Source organism: Pseudomonas eucalypticola (assembly GCF_013374995.1).
Lineage (GTDB): Bacteria > Pseudomonadota > Gammaproteobacteria > Pseudomonadales > Pseudomonadaceae > Aquipseudomonas > Aquipseudomonas eucalypticola.
The window spans coordinates 3,473,911-3,494,477 of record NZ_CP056030.1; the positions used below are offsets into that span (position 1 = coordinate 3,473,911).

At 61.5% G+C, this 20,567-nt stretch carries 16 protein-coding genes and 1 pseudogene; 3 read left to right on the top strand and 14 right to left on the bottom strand.

The window, feature by feature from the left end; all coding sequences use genetic code 11:
* Positions 1-180 precede the first annotated feature (180 nt).
* Positions 181-5,133 carry a dermonecrotic toxin domain-containing protein gene (locus HWQ56_RS15465; RefSeq protein ID WP_176571062.1) on the top strand — a complete coding sequence of 1,651 codons (4,953 nt, stop codon included), beginning with the start codon at positions 181-183 and terminating at the stop codon, positions 5,131-5,133.
* A 36-nt stretch (positions 5,134-5,169) separates the two neighbouring features.
* On the opposite strand, the gene HWQ56_RS15470 is transcribed toward HWQ56_RS15465, so the two are convergent.
* The 5 genes from HWQ56_RS15470 to HWQ56_RS15490 all read right to left on the bottom strand — a co-directional run bounded on the left by HWQ56_RS15470 (position 5,170) and on the right by HWQ56_RS15490 (position 11,873).
* Positions 5,170-8,271: an error-prone DNA polymerase gene (locus HWQ56_RS15470; protein ID WP_199267148.1), complete on the bottom strand. Its 3,102-nt coding sequence runs from the start codon at positions 8,269-8,271 to the stop codon at positions 5,170-5,172.
* A complete protein-coding gene (locus HWQ56_RS15475; protein WP_158157923.1) occupies positions 8,247-9,662 on the bottom strand; it encodes a Y-family DNA polymerase in 1,416 nt (471 codons plus the stop codon). The genes HWQ56_RS15470 and HWQ56_RS15475 overlap by 25 nt, the downstream gene beginning before the upstream one ends.
* Positions 9,663-9,669: 7 nt before the next feature.
* Positions 9,670-10,281 carry a translesion DNA synthesis-associated protein ImuA gene (gene imuA / locus HWQ56_RS15480; protein WP_158157922.1) on the bottom strand — a complete coding sequence of 204 codons (612 nt, stop codon included), beginning with the start codon at positions 10,279-10,281 and terminating at the stop codon, positions 9,670-9,672.
* On the bottom strand, positions 10,281-10,895 hold the full coding sequence (gene lexA, locus HWQ56_RS15485) for a transcriptional repressor LexA (protein WP_158157921.1): 615 nt from the start codon (positions 10,893-10,895) through the stop codon (positions 10,281-10,283). Before lexA ends, imuA begins: the two co-directional genes overlap by 1 nt.
* A 129-nt stretch (positions 10,896-11,024) precedes the next feature.
* Complete coding sequence (locus HWQ56_RS15490) at positions 11,025-11,873, bottom strand: aldo/keto reductase family oxidoreductase (protein ID WP_176571063.1); 849 nt, start codon at positions 11,871-11,873, stop codon at positions 11,025-11,027.
* 96 nt (positions 11,874-11,969) lie between these two features.
* On the opposite strand from HWQ56_RS15490, the gene HWQ56_RS15495 reads away from it, so the two are divergent.
* Together HWQ56_RS15495 and HWQ56_RS15500 are read left to right on the top strand one after the other, a co-directional pair.
* Complete coding sequence (locus HWQ56_RS15495) at positions 11,970-12,872, top strand: LysR family transcriptional regulator (RefSeq protein ID WP_176571064.1); 903 nt, start codon at positions 11,970-11,972, stop codon at positions 12,870-12,872.
* Between the two features lie 227 nt (positions 12,873-13,099).
* Positions 13,100-14,263: pseudogene (locus tag HWQ56_RS15500) on the top strand (IS3 family transposase).
* Positions 14,264-14,266: 3 nt separating this feature from the next.
* Here the strand turns inward: HWQ56_RS15500 and HWQ56_RS15505 are convergent.
* From HWQ56_RS15505 to HWQ56_RS15540, 9 genes are all read right to left on the bottom strand, one after another.
* On the bottom strand, positions 14,267-15,085 hold the full coding sequence (locus HWQ56_RS15505; protein WP_176571065.1) for a hypothetical protein: 819 nt from the start codon (positions 15,083-15,085) through the stop codon (positions 14,267-14,269).
* Positions 15,086-15,168: 83 nt separating this feature from the next.
* Positions 15,169-15,684 (bottom strand): hypothetical protein, encoded by a 516-nt coding sequence (locus HWQ56_RS15510; protein ID WP_176571066.1) that lies wholly within the window; start codon positions 15,682-15,684, stop codon positions 15,169-15,171.
* Positions 15,681-16,553, bottom strand: coding sequence for a hypothetical protein (locus HWQ56_RS15515; RefSeq protein ID WP_176571067.1), 873 nt, complete (start codon positions 16,551-16,553; stop codon positions 15,681-15,683). Before HWQ56_RS15515 ends, HWQ56_RS15510 begins: the two co-directional genes overlap by 4 nt.
* An 82-nt stretch (positions 16,554-16,635) precedes the next feature.
* Positions 16,636-16,866 (bottom strand): hypothetical protein, encoded by a 231-nt coding sequence (locus tag HWQ56_RS15520; protein WP_176571068.1) that lies wholly within the window; start codon positions 16,864-16,866, stop codon positions 16,636-16,638.
* 400 nt (positions 16,867-17,266) lie between these two features.
* Complete coding sequence (locus HWQ56_RS29465) at positions 17,267-17,509, bottom strand: DUF7660 family protein (protein WP_425331908.1); 243 nt, start codon at positions 17,507-17,509, stop codon at positions 17,267-17,269.
* Between the two features lie 516 nt (positions 17,510-18,025).
* Positions 18,026-18,454: a hypothetical protein gene (locus HWQ56_RS15525; protein WP_176571069.1), complete on the bottom strand. Its 429-nt coding sequence runs from the start codon at positions 18,452-18,454 to the stop codon at positions 18,026-18,028.
* A gap of 779 nt (positions 18,455-19,233) precedes the next feature.
* The gene (locus HWQ56_RS15530; RefSeq protein WP_176571070.1) at positions 19,234-19,641 is read right to left on the bottom strand and encodes a hypothetical protein; all 408 of its coding nucleotides are present in this window, start codon (positions 19,639-19,641) and stop codon (positions 19,234-19,236) included.
* A 9-nt stretch (positions 19,642-19,650) separates the two neighbouring features.
* On the bottom strand, positions 19,651-19,929 hold the full coding sequence (locus HWQ56_RS15535) for a hypothetical protein (protein WP_176571071.1): 279 nt from the start codon (positions 19,927-19,929) through the stop codon (positions 19,651-19,653).
* 186 nt (positions 19,930-20,115) lie between these two features.
* The gene (locus tag HWQ56_RS15540) at positions 20,116-20,562 is read right to left on the bottom strand and encodes a hypothetical protein (RefSeq protein WP_176571072.1); all 447 of its coding nucleotides are present in this window, start codon (positions 20,560-20,562) and stop codon (positions 20,116-20,118) included.
* Positions 20,563-20,567: the final 5 nt, after the last annotated feature.

Consider the following 20,567-nt stretch of genomic DNA (forward strand, 5'->3'; position numbering starts at 1 on the left):
GCCCCGCGCGGCGGCACATATATGCCGCACCGCCCTGTCAGGCATGGCATCCAATACCGAGGATAAAGCAGCGGCTGGCGCTGCTTCCCCGGCCATGGAGGCCATTGTCATGACTGCAACCCACCGCACCCTTCCCCCGCCCACCTGGACATTGTCGACCCCAGCCTGCTGGAGACCGCCGTGGACAACGGCAACGAGGCGCTCGCAGCCTTGCTTGCCCTGTTCGACGCTGCGCCACGGCCACCGGCCGACGGCTGGGACAGCTACTGGAACCACCGGGCAACCGGTACCCCACTGTCGCGCCGCATGGCTGCCACGCAGCACTACCTGCGCCTGCTGCACGCACATCTGGACTGGGAGTGGGCCCAGACCCGCCTGCCCTCCCAGCCTCTGGCCCAGGCCCGGCAACTACTCGACGGCGACAGCACGGCGCTTACCGTCAATCGCATCGCTGCGGTCGATGCCAATGGCCAGCACCACCCGCTGCACGGCGCGCTGGTCATCAGCCACGACACGGGCGCCACCGGCCCCCTGCTGTTCAACCCCGCCGCGCAACCGGCGTTGGCGTACTTCAGCGATCGCAACGCCCTGGACGCCTGGCTCATGCGCCACGCCCACGACCTGTGGCAGGGGCTCGCGGAAGTGGCCCTGGTCACCTGGATGCCCCAACGTTCCGTGCAGGAAGCCATCAGCGGCACGCTGCCAGCGCTGCAGCCAGCAGCCGATGCCTTGAACGTCACTGCCAGGCTGCGACCGCTGCCGACACCGTCGCACCCACCGGCCGATGACGTGGACCTGCACTGGGCGCCTGGCTTCGGACACTTTCCCGCGCACTTGCCTGCCGCCGAGCGTGAAGCCATGATCCAGTTGCACCTGGACGCCTATGAAACCCTGCTGGGCGAGCACTATATCGGCGACGACAGTGTACCGGCGGCCCGTGCCTTGAAGGCTCACCTGGAGCGCCGCCTCGACGCACAGAACCGTGCCCAGGCAGCGACCGCCTCGTTGCTGAACGTGAAGACACCACACGCCTTGCTGCAACTGGACCAGCAGCTGCACTACCGCACGCTGCAGCAGGCCCACCGGGACGCCTTGCACGCCGAAGGCGATATCCAGCTGGCGCTGGGGCAACTTACCGGCCCGGAACGCCAAGTGCTGAGCGACGCCTTGGCGGGCACCGGCGACGCCTGCGCTACCCTGACGCTGGAGGGGCCGAGCGGCGGCGAAACAGCGTTGCCCGGCGTGGTAGTGATCGCCCCGCCTGCGCCCGCTAGCCTGCTGCTGTACTGGCCAGGCCTGGCTGGAGGGCTGCAGCGCTTCGCCAGCCTGGCCACCCTTGAACAGGCATTGCTGCGCGGCGAGGCACCGGGTACGCGGGTGGCGCTTGCGCCTTTCACCGGTGACCTGGTAGCCCATAGCCTCGACGGCCTTCGCCTGCACATCGCCAAGGGGGCCCAGGCCCTGTTGCAGCGCTACCCGCGTGCCGACGATGCCCAGGCCCAGGAGCTGGGTCACTGGTGCGAAGCCAGCAGCTACCGCCTGCAGGTGCCCCGCCACGATGCCCGCGACAGTGCCAGCGCCTATATTCTCAAGCACCACCGCAGCCGGGCCCTGCGTGGCAGGCTGCCGGGCTGGCTGGACACCCTGCCGGTGGCCGAGCGCAAGCGCTGGCGCGAGCTGATCGAACGCTACCTGGACGCCAGCGAGCGTGCCCAGGCTCTGCACGAACGGGAAGTCCCCGACCGTGACCGGTTCTCCCGGGCCAAGGTGCAGGCCCGGTTGCGTGACGATTTCCAGGTCAGCGGTAGCCTGCAGGTCAGCCTGGACCTGCCCGTGGAGGTCATCCACAGCCGCCGCCCGCTGCCCACCCTGAACAACACGCCCCGTTTCGAGGAGGTGCTGACCCCCAGCGAAGCGCGCATCACCCTCAGCCTGGAAGCCTTGAGCCTGCTGAACATCGACGACCGGGTCGCCGAGCAACTCGATTACCGGCGCGTCACCGTGCAGGGCGGCACCGAAGCCGAGCGCGCTACCGTTACCGCCGGCCTGACCAAGGCCTACCTGACGCGCCTGGTGCGTGAACTCGACCTGGCCAGTGCCTATGCGCAGTGCCTCACCCAGGCGTATGTGGGCAGCCATGACGAACCCGTATTCGAGCGTGAATATCGCCGTGAATGCCTGAGCGAACCCATACGCCTGATGCTGCACTTGCAAAGCCTGATCGCCGCGCGCACCAGCCGCCTGGACAGCACCGGCCAGGCCCTGTTCGAACGCGCCATCGACCTGTGCGCGACGACCCCCGTGCAACTGGTCAGCCTGTACCTGGCGCCCCACGCGGATACCCAACAGCGCAAGGCCGCCGTGGGTGGGGCGGTGTTCATCGTCGACCCCCAGTCCGGCCAGACCCTGCTGTACCTGGCCGACTACCCTCAGCACAAGGCCCTGCGCGCGTTCCCCAGCCTTGAGGCGGCGCGCCAGGCGCTGTTCGCCGGCTTGCTTGACCCACACTTCATCGACTACCTGGCCCAGCGCGTGACCGTCGGGCAGAAGGACGCCCACGTCGCCCGGCTGTTGCGGGCCTACCAGGATGGCGATGACCAGGTGCTGCTCCCATTCAAGCCCGTCACCGACCGGTCCCTGACACACCACCTGCTGCTTCAGCAAATGGCTCATTGGCTGCGCGCCAACCGCGAGACCTCGCGCACCAACCACCAGGTAGAGGTGCAGACTTTCCTGGGCAATATCCACAATGCCTTGCTCTATACCCGCATGGCCTTGGGGATGATGCCGCTGGTAGGCACCCTCATCCAGGGTTACGACAGCCTCAGCGCGGTACGCGGCGCACTGCTGGCCTTTCACCAGGGCAACGATCGAGAAGGCCGCCAGCAGGTGCAGGCGGTGCTCGAAGCACTGATGGACGCACTCATGAGCCTGACCCCCGGCGCCCACGCCACCTTGCCCAAGCCCAGGCCCGGGCAGTTGCTGGCCCACGCGCGGCGCCTGCGCCCTGCGCCCCTGCGCCGGCCCGGCAGCCCAGGCCCGGCACAGCCCAGCCCCTTCGCCGGATACGAATACCAGGGCGAATTGAATTTCGCCGCCACCTTGCCCGGCGGCCACGGCCGCTATCGCCAGCTGTATCGCCTGCCTCAGGGCGACTTCATCCTTCGCGACGGCCAGCCATACCAGGTGCAATGGGATGAGGCCGCCCACACCTGGCGCCTGGCCGGTACCGCCACCCGCACTTACCGCCAGCCCATCACCCTGGATGCCCAGGGCCGTTGGGACAGTCACGGCGCCGTCACTGGCAAGCTGCTGGACGGCGGCCTGGCCGGCGGCTCACCCCGGGACGACGCGCGACGCCTGGCGAACCTGCAGCGTCGCTATGACGAACAGGTTGACCAGGTCAATGCCCTGCCCGGGTTCGACAGCAACGCGGTGACCCAGCATGTAACCACTGAAGAAGGATTCGTCGCCGCGCGGCTTATCCATACCAACCTGATCGCCGGCCATCGCGGCCTGGAGGAGATGTTGCGCCAGATCAAGGGGCTGTGCCGCGACCGCACCCAACGCAGCATGCACAACGACCTGCAGCGCGACGCCAACACCTCGGTCAGCAACTGGCTACAGAACCTGCTGCACCTGGAAAAAGCGCGGCTGGACCGCTTGATCAACGAAGTTCGCGTGGCCGCCGAAACCCTGGTCAACATTCCCGGGCGCAAGGACCTGCTGGTTCGGGTCCGCACGACCCAGCGGCGCATGCTCGAACTGCAGGACAGCATCGCCGGGCACATGGCCGAACTGGCCGACTGGTCCCGTCGCGAGCAGTCCATCGCCACGACCATGATCGGTGAGCATCAGAAAACCCTCGATATCCTCAACCACCCGTTTTATCGCTACCGGCGCATCGACAACCTGCTGGACCTGACCCATGACATCGTCGATGAAAGCGTCGAGGGCTGGGACCACCTGGTGCGCCTGTCGCGGCTGCGCGAACGTTTCCACCGCGCGGTGCGCAACCATGACGACCTGCAGGACTTGCTGTCGCCTGCCAAGCAACGTCAGATCTTCACCACCTGCCTGAACCATGTGGTCGAATACCAGGACTTCATCGCAGCCAGCAGCGTGCTGCATCCCCAGTACTACGACCTGTCGCTGTACCCCCGTGCCATGGCCGCCCTGGACACCATCATCGAAGCGTACCGCGCCGAGCTGGCGCGCCTGGACCGAGTCGCCGACGTGGCACCGCCGCGGCCCAGTCCGAGCAAACCCACCCGGCCCGCGCCGCGGGCACCCGCGCGCCGCGCCTTCGAAACCCCAGACCACCTGCACTATGTCGCCGAAGAAGTGAACGACACTGCGACCTTGTCCCGCTATACGCTGCAGCCCAATGAGCGCCTGTATACCCTGGACGGCGCCAACAACACCAAGGAGCACTGGGCCATCGGCGCCGACGGCCGCGGCCGCCACCTGAACCCGGCTCCCCAGCGTGCGACCCAGGGCCGCGACCTGCAGCGCGAACTGAGCCAGGCCCAGGCCCTGCTGCAAGGCATCGACGGGCAGATCCAGACGGCCGAAGGCTATATCAACTACAGCCCCCGCAACCTGGAACACACCTACCAGGCCCTGGCCCGACGGCTGCGCGACCAGGCTGGCAAGCTCACCGAACTGGCCCCCCAGGAACCTTGCATCGAAGCGCTGACCCGCAAAGCCATCGAGCTCGAGGCGGCCGGGCAACGCCGCCGGCTGCAAACCACCCTGGCGTGGTCAGCCCCTCAAGCCGGTGACCTGGACTACCTGCTGACCCACGGGCGGGTGGACATCGTCGACAACGGCCGCCTGCCCGGCCATGCCGACGCCGTTGATTTCGTCGTCGAATACGAGATCCGCGATCTCGGCCAGCAGCCGCCCAAAGCGTTGTGGTTTGCCCATTTCCACTACCCGCTGGGCGCCACCCGCTTTGAAAGCTACACCGTGGCGCACCTGAAGCTGGCCCGCCAACGTGGCCTTGGGCGGCAGTGGCAGGCCGCCCAAGGCAATGAAGCGCAGATCCACCGGGGCCCCATCGGACGGCTCCAGGCCGAGCAGCACTTCAAACCCTTGTTCAGCAGCGCCGCCCACCCACGGCGACCTTGATGCCCCGCCGCGCCGGGCGCCCTGCCCGGCGCGGCTTCAACGAAAGTCGCGGCTGCGGGTGTCCAGGCCGTCCAGCAGCCCGCTGAGGTCGGTGAGCTTGCCGGCGATCACGTGGCGTACGCCGCTCTCGCACTCCAGCCGGCCGTGCACCTGCATCAGCTGCGAGCCCACCAAGGCCTTGCGCTGGCGCTGGGCCAGGTCGTTCCAGACCACCACGTTGATCATGCCGAACTCGTCTTCCAGGGTGACGAAAATCACCCCGCTGGCGGTCTGCGGGCGCTGACGTCCCGTGACCAGACCGCTGACGCTGACAGGGCGGCCATGCTCGACGTTCATCAAGTCCTGGGAGCTGCGACAGCGCAAACGTGCCAACTGCGGGCGCAGCAAGGTCAGCGGGTGGGGCCCCAGGGTGGTGCCGACCGTGGCGTAGTCAGCTACCAGGTTCTCGCCGACGCTGGGCACCGGCAGCGCCACCGGGGTGTCGCGCCGGTTTGGCAGGTCGGCGAACAACGGCAGTTGCGCCTCGACGCTGGCCACTTCCCAACGCGCACGAAAACGGTCGCCGGCCAGCCCTTGCAGCGCATCGGCATCGGCCAGCAAGGCGCGGGCGCGGTTGTCCAGGCCAGCGCGCAGGCACAGGTCGCTGACATCGCTGAACGGCTGCTGAGCGCGCACCTGCTCAATACGCAGGGCGTCTTCCTGACGAAAACCGCGGATCATCCGCAACCCCAGGCGAATGGCTGGCTGCGCTTCCCCGCTCGGTTCCAGGGTGCAGTCCCAATCGCTGTGGCGCACGTCCACGGCACGGGTCTGCAACTGGTGACGGCGGGCGTCCTGCAACAGCTGGTCGGGGCTGTAGAAGCCCATGGGCCAGCTGTTGATCAGCGCGCAGGTAAAGGCCGCCGGCTCGTGGCACTTGAACCAGCAACTGGCGTAGGTCAACAGTGCGAAGCTGGCTGCGTGGGACTCGGGGAAGCCGTAGCTGCCAAAGCCCTTGATCTGCTCGAAGATCTTCTGCGCGAAAGCCTCGCTGTAACCATTGCGCAGCATGCCCTGGGTCAGGCGCACCTGATGCGGTTCCAAGCCGCCATGGCGCTTCCAGGCGGCCATGGAACGGCGCAACTGGTCGGCCTCGCCGGGGCTGTAGTCGGCGGCGACGATGGCCAGTTCCATCACCTGCTCCTGGAACAGCGGCACGCCCAGGGTCCGCTCGAAGACCTTCTTCAGTGCTTCAGAGGGGTAGTCCACGACCTCCTTGCCGGCGCGTCGGCGCAGGTAGGGATGAACCATGTCGCCCTGGATGGGCCCCGGCCGCACGATGGCCACCTGAATCACCAGGTCGTAGAACGTGCGCGGGCGCAGCCGTGGCAACATGGCCATCTGCGCCCGCGACTCGATCTGGAACACGCCCACGGTGTCGGCCCGGCTGATCATGGCGTAGGTGCGCTCGCACTCGGCCGGGATGCTTGCCAGGGTCAGCTCGCGGCCGCTGTAGCGGTACAGCAATTGGAAACTGCGCCGCAGGGCACTGAGCATGCCCAGGGCCAGCACGTCGACCTTGAGCAGGCCCACCGCGTCCAGGTCGTCCTTGTCCCACTGGATGATGGTGCGGTCGGCCATGGCGGCATTCTCCACCGGCACCAGGGTGTCCAGCGGGTGCTCGCTGATGACGAAGCCGCCCGGGTGCTGGGACAGGTGGCGCGGAAAGCCCATCAGTTCGCTGGTCAATGCCAGCACCCGACGCAACACCGGGCTGGCGGCGTCGAAGCCGGCCTCGTCGAGGCGGTCCACGGGGGGCACGCGGTCGCTGTAGCGGCCCACGCAGTCAGCCAGGGCGTTGACCTGGTCCGGCGGCAGGCCCAGGGCCTTGGCCACGTCGCGAATGGCGCCGGCACCACGGTAGCTGCTGGCCACTGCCGTGAGGGCGGCGCGGCGCCGGCCATAACGGTTGAACACGTACTGCAGTACTTCTTCGCGACGGTCGTGCTCGAAGTCGACGTCAATGTCCGGTGGCTCGTTGCGCTCCTTGGAAATGAAGCGTTCGAACAGCATGTTCATGCGCGCCGGGTCCAGCTCGGTGATGCCCAGGGCAAAACACACCACCGAGTTGGCCGCCGAGCCGCGGCCCTGGCAGAGAATCTGCCGTTCGCGGGCAAAGCGCACGATGTCGTGCACGGTGAGAAAATAACTCTCGTAACCCAGCTCGATGATCAGCGCCAGCTCCTTGTCGATCTGCGCACGAGCCTGGGGCGTCGGCCCCTCGGGCCAGCGCCAGCGCATGCCGCGCTCGGTCAGCTCGCGCAGCCACTGACCGGCGGTATGCCCCTCTGGAACCAGCTCGCGGGGGTACTGGTACTTGAGCTGGCCCAGGTCGAAGGTGCAACGCCGGGCAATATAGACCGTCTCGTCCAACAAGGCCTGGGGATAGAGTTCCGCGAGTGTTTCCAGGGGCCGCAGGTGCCGCTCGCCATTGGCGAACAGGTGCTGCCCGGCCTCGGCCACGGTGCAGTGGTGGCGGATGGCGGTCATGGTGTCCTGCAGCGCCCGGCGCCCGCGGGCGTGCATGTGCACGTCGCCACTGGCCACGGCCGGCAGCTTCAACTGCGCGGCCAGGGCCAGCAGTTCCTGCAGGCGCCGGGCGTCATCGGGGCCGCGGTGCAGTTGCACGCTCAGCCACAGGCGCTCGCCGAACACCCCGCGCAACCAGTGGCCCGGCGCCAGGTCACGGGGGTTGTCGGGCAGCCACAGGGCCAGCAGGCCGTCCAGCGGCACCTGGCCGAAGTCTTCGCGCAGCACCTGGTACTCGCCCTTGGCGGCACGGCGTCGGGCCAGGGTGATCAATTGACAGAGGCTCTGGTAACCGGCCAGGCTTTCCACCAGCAAGACCACCTTGGGGCCGTTGTCGATGCGCATTTCACTGCCCACGATCAGCGGCAGCCCACAGGCCTTGGCGGCCTGCCAGGCGCGCACGATACCGGCCAAGGTGCACTCGTCGGTGATGGCCAGCGCCTGGTAGCCATGGCGCTTGGCACGCTCGCACAGTTCTTGCGCGCTGGAGGCACCGCGCTGGAAACTGAAGTTGGACAGGCAGTGCAGTTCGGCGTAGCCCAGGCTCATGCGAACCAGCCCTGGAGCCATAGGCGGCCCTGCTCGCCCACGGCTTCGTACGCCCAGGCACGTTGGCCGCTGGCAGTCTCCACCAGGTAATAGTCACGGCGCACATCGCCACCGTCCCACCACCCCGACTCGATGCGTTCGGGCCCGGCCAGTACACGAATGTCGCAATCGGTCCAGGCCTGGGGCTCGGCCAGCAACCAGCCGGGGCGTGCCGGGCACTCGCCCACGGCCATCGCCTTGGGCAAGGCCTGGGGCACCCAGGCGCGTTCCGGGCGATGGTCGGCGCGCGCCGCCAGGCCGCTGACGGCGTCATCGCCAAGGCGTGCCCGCAAGCGTTCGCGCACCTGCTCCCAAGCCTGGGACTGCTGCGGGCGGGCGTCGAACAGGGCCTGGTGGCTGGGCACGAAACGCGGCAGGTCACGGGCCACCAGGCGCACGTTACGCACCGGGCGCTTGACCTGCACTGGCTCCAGGCGCCCGCGCGCCAGCTCAAAGAGCATGCCGGGGTCGCGCTCGGCGCCCAGCAGGCCCACCGGCACCAGGGTGTCTTCGCCTTCGGCGTGCTCCAGGTGCAGGGTGAAGCGCTGCACGCCACTGTCGCGACCGCCCAGGTACGCGGCCAGGTCGTTGATCAGGCGGCGCAGGGGGAACAGCAAGGCCTGATGGGACTCCACGTCGAAATTCAGTTCGATGCGCTGCTCGAAAAAGTCCGGCGGGGTATAAAACGCCAGGGCCTGGGGGCGCAGGCCGTCGAGGGTATCCAGGTGCTGCAGGTCGCTGGCGGCAAAGCGCCGGGCCAGGGTATCGCGGGGCAAGGCCCGAACCTGGCCGAAACTGCGCAACCCCATGCGCGCGAACGCCGTGGCGGTGTCCCGGGGCAACCCCAGGCGTTCGATGGGCAAGGGCGCCAGGGCCGCCGGCAAGGCCGTGGTCTCCAGCACCGCCAGGCCGTCATGGACATTGGCCAACATGCGCGCGGCCACGGGGTTGGTGGCCAGGGTAATGCGGTGGCTGAAGCCCAGGGCCTTGAGCTCCTCGCGCAGCCGTGCCTCGAACGTCGGCCAGGGGCCGAACAGGCCCAGGCTCGACTGCACTTCCAGCAACAGGGCACGGGGGTAATGCAGGCTGACCTGGGAGCTGAAACGGTAGGCCCAGGCGGCGAGAAATTGCTGGCACTGATCGATGTCGGCCGGGTCGTGGGCCAGGGTGGCGAACGCTCGGCTCAGGGCATGGGCGGCGGTCAACGTCTGCCCGGGCCGCAGGCCCAACGCCTTGGCCGCCGGGTTGACGGCCTGCAGCACCCGGCGCTGGGCCGGGCCGCTGATCAGGGCCAGGGGCGCGTCGGGGTCTTCACGGCGGCGCCGGGCGCTGTCCAGCGCCAGCTGTGGAAACAGGATACAGGCCCAGAGCATGGCAACCTCAGGCGCTGAACGCCAAAGGCGTGGCCGGCACCAGGCCGCCGCGGCACTTGAGCACACGCAACTGCGCCGGGCGCAGGTCGATGGCAATGCGCAGGGCTGCTGGCGAGGGGTTGCTGGCCGCTTGCCGCGGTCGGCAGGCGAAGGCCAGGGTCTGGCCAGTCTCGGCGGCCACCTGCAAACGTCGCAAGGCGCGGTCATCGGCCTTGTCCGGCCAGCACAGCACCGCGGCGCAGCTGCCCGAGCGCAGGCACTGTTCGGCAGCCCACAAGGCTTCGGTGCCCTGGGCTTGGATGATCGCCAGTTGGCGCAGGTCGACCCCGGCCGCTTCCCAGGCCGCCGGGTACGGAATGAAAGGCGGCGCCACCAGCACGACGCGCTCGCCGGCCTGGCTCAGGCGTGCCAGGGTTGGCCACAGCAGGCGCAATTCGCCGCTGCCGGCGCCGGGCAAGAGAATTTCACTGAGGGCCGAAGGCGGCCAGCCACCGCTGGGCAAGGCCTGGTCCAGGGCGGCATGGCCCGTGGGCTGGGCGGCCGCTGGCCGAACCTGGGCACGGCCCTTCCACACCCGCCGCTCGTCGAGCAGGCCCTCGAGGCTGACCACCGCGCCCATCAGCGACGCACCAGGCCACAGAAAATGCCTTCGATCACCAGTTCCTGCTCGGCGTCGACGACAATGGGTGCATAGTCGGGGTTGCGCGGCATCAGCCTGACGCTGTCGCGGTTCAGCTCCAGGCGCTTGATGGTCACCTCGCCGTCCAGGCGGGCCACCACGATCTGGCCGTTGCGGGCATCGCGCTGGCGCTTCACGCCCACCAGGTCGCCGTCCAGGATACCGTCGCCGATCATCGAGTCACCGGCCACCTGCAGAAGAAAGTCCGGCGTGCGGGCAAACATCCGCGCATCGAACACCAGGTGGTCGTGCACGCCCACGTCCGGGTCGATGGGCCGCCCCGCCGCCACCCGACCCAGCACCGGAATCTCCAGCACTTCGGGGCGGCGCTGATGCCGCGCCAGGCGAATGCCCCGCGCCTGGTTGGGCGTGACGTCGATGAAACCGGCCTCGGTCAAGGCCACGATATGCTTGCGCGCCACACTGCGCGAGGCAAACCCGAAGGCCTCGCTGATTTCCGCCAGGCTCGGCGGCTGGCCGTGATCGGCAATGCGATCGCGGATGAAAGTGAGTATGGCGGCGCGTTTTGGGGATAGAGTAGTCATGGAGTACATTTGTACTCCAGGTGGATTGGCGGCGCAAGGTGAAAGCGGCGAGTGGTCGCGAGGAGCGTGTTTTTTAGGCGTAGGTCATTGATTCAAGAGGCGATTCAGGGTGCATGGCTTCGCCTTTCCCAATCTCCCTCACTCCCCCTCCAGCACCCTCACCACCTGCGCGGACAGCCCCACCTCCGCCGCGGCCAGATTCTCCCGCAAATGCCCCACCGATGAAGTCCCGGGTATCAGCAGAATATTCGCCGAACGTTGCAGCAACCACGCCAGCGCCACCTGCATGGGCGTGGCGCCCAGTTGCCGGGCCACTTCATCCAGCGTCGACGACTGCAACGGCGTGAACCCGCCCAGCGGGAAAAACGGCACATAAGCAATGCCATCCGCCGCCAACGCATCGATCAGCGCATCATCGTCACGGTGCACCAGGTTGTAATGGTTCTGCACGCACACCACCGGCGCTATCGCCCGCGCTTGGGCCACTTGCGTGGCCGACACATTGCTGACGCCCAGGTGGCGGATCAGGCCCTGTTGCTGCAGTTCGGCCAGGACCGTGAACGGCGCCTCGATAGACGCTTGGTCCGGCGCATGCAGCGTGCCCCAAGCCCGCATGTTCACCACTTCCAGTACATCCAGCCCCAGGTGGCGCAGGTTGCTGTGCACCGCGTCGATCAGTTCCTGTCGGCTGTCGGCCCGCAACCAGGCGCCGTCGTCACCACGGCGGGCGCCCACCTTGGTGACAATCACCACGTCCTGGGGGTACGGCGCCAGGGCTTCTCGGATCAACCGATTAGTCACATAAGGGCCATAAAAGTCGCTGGTGTCGATGTGGTCGACGCCTGCCTCAATGGCCGCACGCAACACTGCCAGCGCTCCGGCATGATCCTTCGGCGGCCCGAATACCTGCGGGCCGGCCAGTTGCATGGCGCCATAGCCCAAACGGTTGACGCTGCGGTGGCCCAAAGTGAAACGCAATGTGCTCATGGGTGAATCCTCGGTGGGTACGCCACTGACTATAGGCATTGACCGACTGTGTGAAAATACAGTGGAATCGGCACAGGCCGTACGGATGAGCGCACAATGAACAACGATCTGCAGGACCTGTTTGCCTTCCACGCCGTGGTCCAGGCCGGTGGCTTTCGTGAGGGCGCCCGTGCCAGCGGCAAGTCGGCGTCCAGCCTGAGCGACGCGGTGCGCCGTGCCGAGGCACGCCTTGGGGTGCGGCTGCTGAACCGCACCACCCGCAGCGTCGCCCCCACCGAGGCTGGAGCCCGGCTGCTGGAGCGCCTGGTACCTGCCCTCGCCGAGGTGCAGGCCGCCCTAGACGTGGTCAACGGCTTTCGCGAACGCCCCAGCGGCACCCTCAAGCTCAACGTGCCGCTAAGCGCCGCGCGGCTGGTGCTGCCGGGCATTCTTACGCCATTCCTCAAGGCCTTTCCCGAGATCAAGGTGGAGGTCATTGTCGAAGAAAGCTTCGTCGACATCCTCGCCGCCGGGTGTGACGCAGGCATCCGCTACGACGAGCGCCTGGAGCAGGATATGATTGCCGTGCCCATCGGCCCGCGTCGCCAACGCTTCGCCACCGCAGCGGCCCCGGCCTACCTGGACATCCATGGCCGCCCCACTCACCCACGCGAATTGCTGGACCATGCCTGCTTGCGCGGACAATTCAGCAGCGGCCTGATGCCGGCGTGGGCGTTCGAACGGGACGGCGAAGTGGTGCAGGTCGAGCCCACTGGGCCGTTGAAAGTACGCATCGGCGGCGCCGTCGACTTGGCGGTGGATGCCGCGGTGCAAGGCTTGGGGGTTATCCATCTGTTCGAAGACTGGCTTGAGCCGTACCTGGCCAGCGGCGCGCTGGAGCCCGTACTGGAGCCATGGTGGCAAACGTTCAGCGGGCCGTTTTTGTACTACCCGGGGCGCCGGCATTTGCCGGCGGCGTTGAAGGCATTCGTGGGGTTTGTGAGGGAGGGTTCGGGTTGAGGGGACGGCGGGAGACTCAAGGAATGTCCCCGCACGTCAGCCATTCAAACCGCAAGCAGAGATAAAATCACGTATCGGTATATCAAGAAAGCTGCTCTCTCCAGCGGAAAGAACATCTTGCAATGTGACGATGCCTTTTTCAAAGTCCAAAGAAACCTCAAAGTGTAGTGGTCTAATGAAACCGGACACCCATTTAGGCGAGAATGCTCGCCACAGAGAGGTGTCTGATGACCAAGCAACGTCGTACCTTTACCCCTGAGTTCAAGCGCGAGGCTGCGTGCCTGGTGCTCGATCAAGGCTACAGCCATACCGAGGCAGCCCGTTCGCTTGGGCTGGTTGAGTCGGCCTTGCGTCGCTGGGTGAACCAGCTCCAGCAAGAACGTGGCGGTGTCACCCCGACCAGCAAAGCGTTAACACCTGAGCAGCAAAAAATCCAAGAATTGGAAGCCCGAATCAATCGTCTGGAACGGGAGAAATCGATCCTAAAAAAGGCTACCGCGCTCTTGATGGCCGAGGAGCACGAGCGCTCGCGTTAGTCGATCAGCTTCGCTCCGAGGAGCCGGTTGATCTGTTGTGCTCGGTATTTGAAGTCACCAGATCTTGCTACTACGCATACTGTCGAAAACGCCGATCCCCTGATGCCGAACGGGTGATTTTGCGCAGCCGCGTGAACGAACTGTTTACTCAAAGCCGAAGCGCTGCGGGCAGTAGAAGCATCATGCTGATGATGAAAGAGGACGGCATGCAAAATCGGGCGATTCAAGGTACGTAAGTTGATGCGCGAGATGAACCTGATCAGCAAACAACCGGGCTCCCATGCCTACAAAAAGGCCACCGTGGAGCGACCTGATATACCGAACGTACTTGATCGAGAGTTCAGCGTGGCATCCCCCAACAAGGTCTGGTGCGGTGACATCACGTACGTTTGGGCCGAAGGTCGATGGCACTATCTGGCAGCGGTGATCGATCTGTATGCGCGCCGGGTCGTAGGCTGGGCGTTCTCAGTCAAGCCTGACGCTGACTTGGTGATCAAGGCATTGGATATGGCCTATGAGCAGCGTGGCCGGCCTCAGGATGTGCTATTTCACAGCGATCAGGGCAGCCAATACGGCAGTCGAAGTTTCCGCCAGAGACTATGGCGATACCGCTTCACACAGAGCATGAGTCGGCGCGGCAACTGCCACGACAACGCGCCGATGGAGCGGCTATTTCGTAGCCTGAAAACTGAATGGATACCGACGGTGGGCTACATGAGCGCCGTGTTGGCTAAACAAGATATTGGACGTTTCCTAATGGAGCGGTACAACTGGCGGCGACCACATCAGTTCAACGACGGCTTGGCGCCTGCCGTTGCCGAGGAAAAACTTAACGCAGTGTCCGGGATCAGTTGACCACTACAGTTTGGTTTCAATACCGCGCAAAGAATCACGCCTATTTGATGCCGTATTCGCGCGATCTATGGTCAGAGTGTCAGGCTTACCCGCGTCAATAGCGTCTTCGATGTGTGGTGCTGACTCAGGAAAGCGGCTTTTGCTGACTGTTACAACCTTTCCAACATCACTCCCAGCGGCACCTGCGCCTTTTGCACCTCCACTAACAACATCCGCTCCAACCGCTCTCGGCTCACCCCCCACGTAACGCTGCCAATCCGGATGGTAAGGATCAGCGTTCATCTCGTCCGTAATAGTGGTAAGACTAGTAGCTTTGGGAGCGTCCTCTATCGCTTTTGCGCTACCCAATTCACCTGGAGCCGCGCCCTGCGCAGACGCCTCACCCGCCCGAGCTTCCGCTATCGCCTTTGCACTACCCAACTCAACCTGAGCCGCGCTCTTCGCAGACGCCCCAGCTGCCCGAGCCTCCGCGAGCGCCTGCAAAACAGCCCGCACCCCGCCCTTCGCCGCGCTGGCCCCGGGCACGACCGCCAACAGCACATCCAAGCCTACGGTGCTGGTATCCACCCCACCAATGGCGTAACGCTCCAACGCGTGCCAGTGATCCGCATTCAGGTCCCCGTCGTTGGAGATAGCGCCTATCTCGCGAAGCTTTTTGGTCGCCACCGACTTGCCATACCACTGCACTGTATAACCTGTTAAATCACGGCCTTTGAGAGCTATATTCGATCTAGGCCATCCTTTAAACGTTAAATATCGAACTACCCCCTTAAGCAAGCCAAACCCCAGCCCATCAGTTTCAACTTCGACCTGTTTAAACAATGGAAAAATCCGTAATCATTGAACTGATTGGTCAACCACCACTTACGTTCAGCTCATGAAAAGATGCGGCCCAGCCACCACTCCTACCGAAGAGACCAGTCGTGTATCGACACCAACTTGATGATTTGTTCCGGCGCATCCTCCAAGGAAGCTCTATAGTCACTAACAAAGCTAATCCCCGTCAATATACCCCCATTCTTCCTTATAAGAAAATGATCATCCACATCATTAAATAAAATATCAAATTCCTTTTCTAAGCTTCGAAGATCACTCCCCACACCCACACCATTAAACCTCCCGCAATACCCTTCACCCACGGAAATCCTATAAAGCCTCCCGCTACCCTCAAAGTACAGCGAGACCACCTCATTCATAAACCGATACGATAGCAAAAACTCATTACCAAAACCGATTCTCCTCTGAATACCGACCCAAGACTTATTTTCAAGGAGAACATCACGAACTGGTACATCCGGACCATACCACTCAACCTTCCCCACTTTCTCGCTAACATTGGAAAATGACTCACCTAAAGAGAATCCTGCTGCTGCTATACCTGGTACAAGGTTAGAGTACAGATTAGGGAATAAGTTTTTCATAGATCATCCCCAGCTTTTCCCATTACCACCCTCATACCGCAGGCGATTTCCTTGGGTATCATAATATTTTTGATAATTCGTAATGGTACCCGGACTAAATCACGCGACGGATCGATTACCCGTATCTCAATGTTTTTATTTCCGACCTTCTCAGTACCAACAAGCTTATAGTACGGACTATCACCGTGGGTTCCGCCGCCCGGATGAAACTCTACCTCTTTTATAGTCGGGTGCCCCTCAACGTTAAAGACCTGAGCCCTACCTGAAGTACCTGCTAATGGTGCTTTCGGCGTAAGGCTCGCACCATCAAGCATTAGCGACTGTTTGATATCATCAATCGATTTACCCCACATGCTCGCCGGCGACTCAGCAATATTTCGAGGAATACCTGCTTGGGCTGCCAGATCGTCTCTCAGTCCAACGCGCGCAACGGCCGAAATAGCCGGCACTTCAGCTGAATCAATCGCTTTTGCACCTATCTCTACAACATCCGCTCCAACCGCTCTCGGCTCCCCACCCACGTAACGCTGCCAATCCGGATGGTACGCATCAGCGCTCATCTCGTCCGTTACAGCGGTAAGACTAGTAGCTTTGAGAGCTTCCTCTATCGCGTTTGCGCTACCCAATTCACCCGGAGCCGTGCTCTGCGCAGACGCCTCAGCTGCCCGAGCCTCCGCTACCGCCTTTGCACTACCCAACTCAACCTGAGCCGCGCTCTTCGCAGACGCCCCAACTGCCCGAACCTCCGCGAGCGCCTGCAAAACAGCCCGCACCCTGCCCTTCGCCGCGCTGGCCTCGGGCACGCCCGCCAACAGCACATCCAAGTCTACGGTGGTGGTATCCACCCCACCAGTGGCGTAACGCTCCAACTCGTGCCAGTGACCTGCATTCAGGTCCGCGTCGTTAGAGATAGCGCCTATCTCGCTTTTTCAAGCTGAGCATATTGAAAAACTACGCCTGGCGAATATCAGATAAAAAATCATAAAATTCTTTTTCTGTCATCTCAAACTCTGGCCCTTCGACCATTGCCATTAGTGACAACAACGCACTGCCTACAGCTTTTGTAAGAGAGAGGTTTGGATCTTGGTAAATATCAAGCGCCTCTTTTGATATTTTAAAAATATCAAATCCATCAGCAACTGCTCTTCTAAGTCTGTCAGCCACTATATCTTCCATGCTCATTGCTGCCCCCAACTCTTTAACTCCGCTCCGGTCGGAGGATAGTGCTGAGCATCAACCGGCTGCCCATTAATACTTTTCGGGTGGACACGGATTACTTCTCCTGCATGGTCATAGCTTTCCATCCATTGCCTCGTACTGCCCGTTCTAGGATCAAACTCCGCGGCGAAAGAAGCACCTCGAGTAGGTCCTTTTGTCCTTGCAGGAACCTCTTGTTTGTAGTAATGAATACGGCCATCAGGCAGTGTTCTAGTGACCGTTGCTGTCTCTTGAGCTTTTTGTAGTCCTGATAGTTTCGCTCTCAATGCAGCTTGGGCATTTGTGTGCCTTAGCTACAACTTCTCCCGTTGTAGCAGTAGCGTTTGCATCTCCACTAACAACATCCGCTCCAACCGCTCTCGCCTCACCACCCACTCGAGCGGCGAACGAAGAACCGAGACTGGTTCTGAGTGAAGCCTATGCAGAATAACCACTCATAAATTTTCGACGCACACAATATCTTTGCAAAAATACTCCACCCACGACTAGCAACATCAATATCGCCAGAGTTTATTACATACCTATCCATTGACCTAATCCAGGCTTCCATTGCAGCTAAAAACCTCTTTAAGCCCGCGTTCCCCCAATCATCGAAATTAAGTATCATCTCCTCTCTAAACTCTCCAAAGCGGATGGTAGCTTTTGGCCTGCGACTCCTATTTCTTTTGCACCAACTAAACTCTCACTTCAAGAAGTAAAATCTTACTATCAGAAAATCTAACCATATCATCTACAACTGATAGACACCCACCAGACTCAATCACACTAAGCCCGCAGCTTCCAAAATTCAAATACACTCCAATACAACCTTCTTCGACATCACTAATCCTGTACTCATATACCGACAAAATTTTCAACCCTAGATACCTACCCAACCCACTTAACGACTTAATCGGGTACGCAAAATCGTCATTTATCTCAGACAACTCCAGCAATTCCGGATCCGAATCCAACTTCAAAAACCTTGACACGCCCTCGCTAATTGTTAATGACACCCACCCAGAGTTAGAAACATTAAAAAACAATACCAAAAACTCACAAACCAAATTTCCAGTCATAAAGAATGAGCGAAATCTGACATCATGCAATACCTCATTGATCAGCACAGCTTTTCGCCTCCATATTAAAATTTAGACGACTTCTCTGGAATCAGCGTATCAAACTCGTACTTCCCATCTGGCAATACTCGCAGACTTACGGTGCTATTAGTTTTGATGCTGTACACATGAATGAGGTCATAATTTCCTCGCACAGTTGAGCTGGGGATCAATGGACTCACAGACGTAACGTTCTCTAAGGTTTCTTTAACCGTCGCTTTAGCCAACTCTACACCGGCCCTGCTTGTTTCATAGGGTAGCCGACCCTCACCAATTTTTGTTCCCAGTTTTTTGTTGAGGTTAGACGACTGTGCTGCAAAGAAGTCATCTACCTCTCCAAAACCAGGAACCTTCTGAATCCCTTTTGCACCTCCACTAACAACATCCGCTCCAACCGCTCTCGGCTCACCCCCCACGTAACGCTGCCAATCCGGATGGTAAGGATCAGCGTTCATCTCGTCCGTAATAGTGGTAAGACTAGTAGCTTTGGGAGCTTCCTCTATCGCTTTTGCGCTACCCAATTCACCCTGAGCCGCGCTCTGGGCAGACGCCTCACCCGCCCGAGCCTCCGCTATCGCGTGCTCACTACCCTGCTCACCCCGAGCCGCGCTCTGCGCAGACGCCTCAGCTGCCCGAGCCTCCGCTATCGCGTGCTCACTACCCTGCTCACCCCGAGCCGCGCTCTGCGCAGACGCCTCAGCCGCCCGAGCCTCCGCTATCGCTTGCTCACTACCCTGCTCACCCCGAGCCGCGCCCTGCGCAGACGCCTCACCCGCCCGAGCCTCCGCTACCGCCTTTGCACTACCCAACTCAACCTGAGCCGCGCTCTTCGCAGACGCCCCAGCCGCCCGAGCCTCCGCGAGCGCCTGCAAAACAGCCCGTACCCCGCCCTTCGCCGCGCTGGCCCCGGGCACGACCGCCAACAGCACATCCAAGTCTACGGTGCTGGTATCCACCCCACCAGTGGCGTAACGCTCCAACGCCTGCCATTGATCTGCATTCAGGTCCGCGTCGTTGGAGATAGCGCCTATCTCGCGAAGCTTTTTGGTCGCTACCGACTCGCCATACTGCTCGACCCACTTGTCGGGAACAACCCCTACGCCGCCGGGTGGGTCGTAGGTGGGGTGTTGGCCGAGTTGAGCCGATCATGCTCAGCCTAATCGGCACCCTGGAAAAGGGTGCAGATAGGGTGCAAAAACACCGGCGCGAGGCCGGTGTTGAGGGTGAGCAGTGTTCAAGAAAACTCTATTTTGCAATCTGACAGAGGGATCGAGCGGCCATCGGAAATAACAAATTGATCACCTTCGATTCGGGCCAGCAGCAAACCAAGGCCTTCTGCACCGGCTTCGATATCCTTTCTCCAGCCGTCAAAATCACCGTGATATACGACAGCATGAAAGAGCGGGCCATGTGTCGGAGTGATGCTGCATCCAGCCTCGTTGATCCCACCACTAGCTGCATTCGGCGGTTCAGCAAAACATGTTATATTTTTAAATTGCTTGCGAAATTTATTTTTCCCATCTTCAGAAAAATAAATAGCCTCTCTGGTGGTTGCACCATCCGTTCCAGGAACGACTCTAGCATCAAACCTTTCTAACTTCCCTCCTAAAACCTTTTCCAGTTCTTCTATATGGTTAGTCAAAATATCACCTCAATTTTTTACCGGTGCAATTACAAGCTTTAAGTTCTTCACGCCTGCATCATTAAACACTTGCGAATAGTGACTTGCTAGCTCTTGACTATTCGCATGATAAATAACGCCACCCTCGAAACCGGATGAATATTTCTTCGCCTGGCCCACCATTTTTGTCTGCTTAACAGCCGACCAAGGCTTTGAGCCCACTGGGCTAGTAGGGTTTCGAAGCGAGCTACCCCAGTCTTCTACAAACTTAGCTTCAACAGCCGTCCGCTGCCCATTAACAATAGTCACATTGTCCGCAACACCGTTAACACGCTGCCCATTGATAACAGTTGTATACTGACGTTCCGCACATGGAACACTACCATATAGATCTCGAAGACCACTCTCGCAACTTTGCACTTTATCAATTGCCCGCGTACCACTGACAACCACAGGACTAGTTGTTTCTGAGCAATCCCTGCGCCTTTTGCACCATCAACTTACCCAGGAAATGTGATCCTCATCTAAATAATATAGCCCCTCAAGCCTCCCTGAAATTTCAGGCAGCTCGAGAAGACATTCTGAAACATATGAGAAAGGAAGTCCGCTCCTTAGCTGTTGAGCTCTTGCAGAGTAGTCTGCCCAAGACGGCTCAACTATCCCATTCCAGAATGTAACAAAGGAGCCATCATCAAGTAGAATGACAGGCTTTAAGTACTCAACTTCCCCACCACCATCCCAGTACAGATAGCCTAAGTAACTAGAACCATCGCTCCCAACAAAACTAGCGCGAACGATTACTTGAGCGTCAGTACAAGTTTCCTTATCAAGGAGAGGGCGGACTGTTAGCTCATCTTCCGCAGATTCATCCATAGGAAAGTACCAAACGCCATAGCAAAAAAGATCATTAACACCCAAATCATATATCTGCTTATCATTCACGCTTG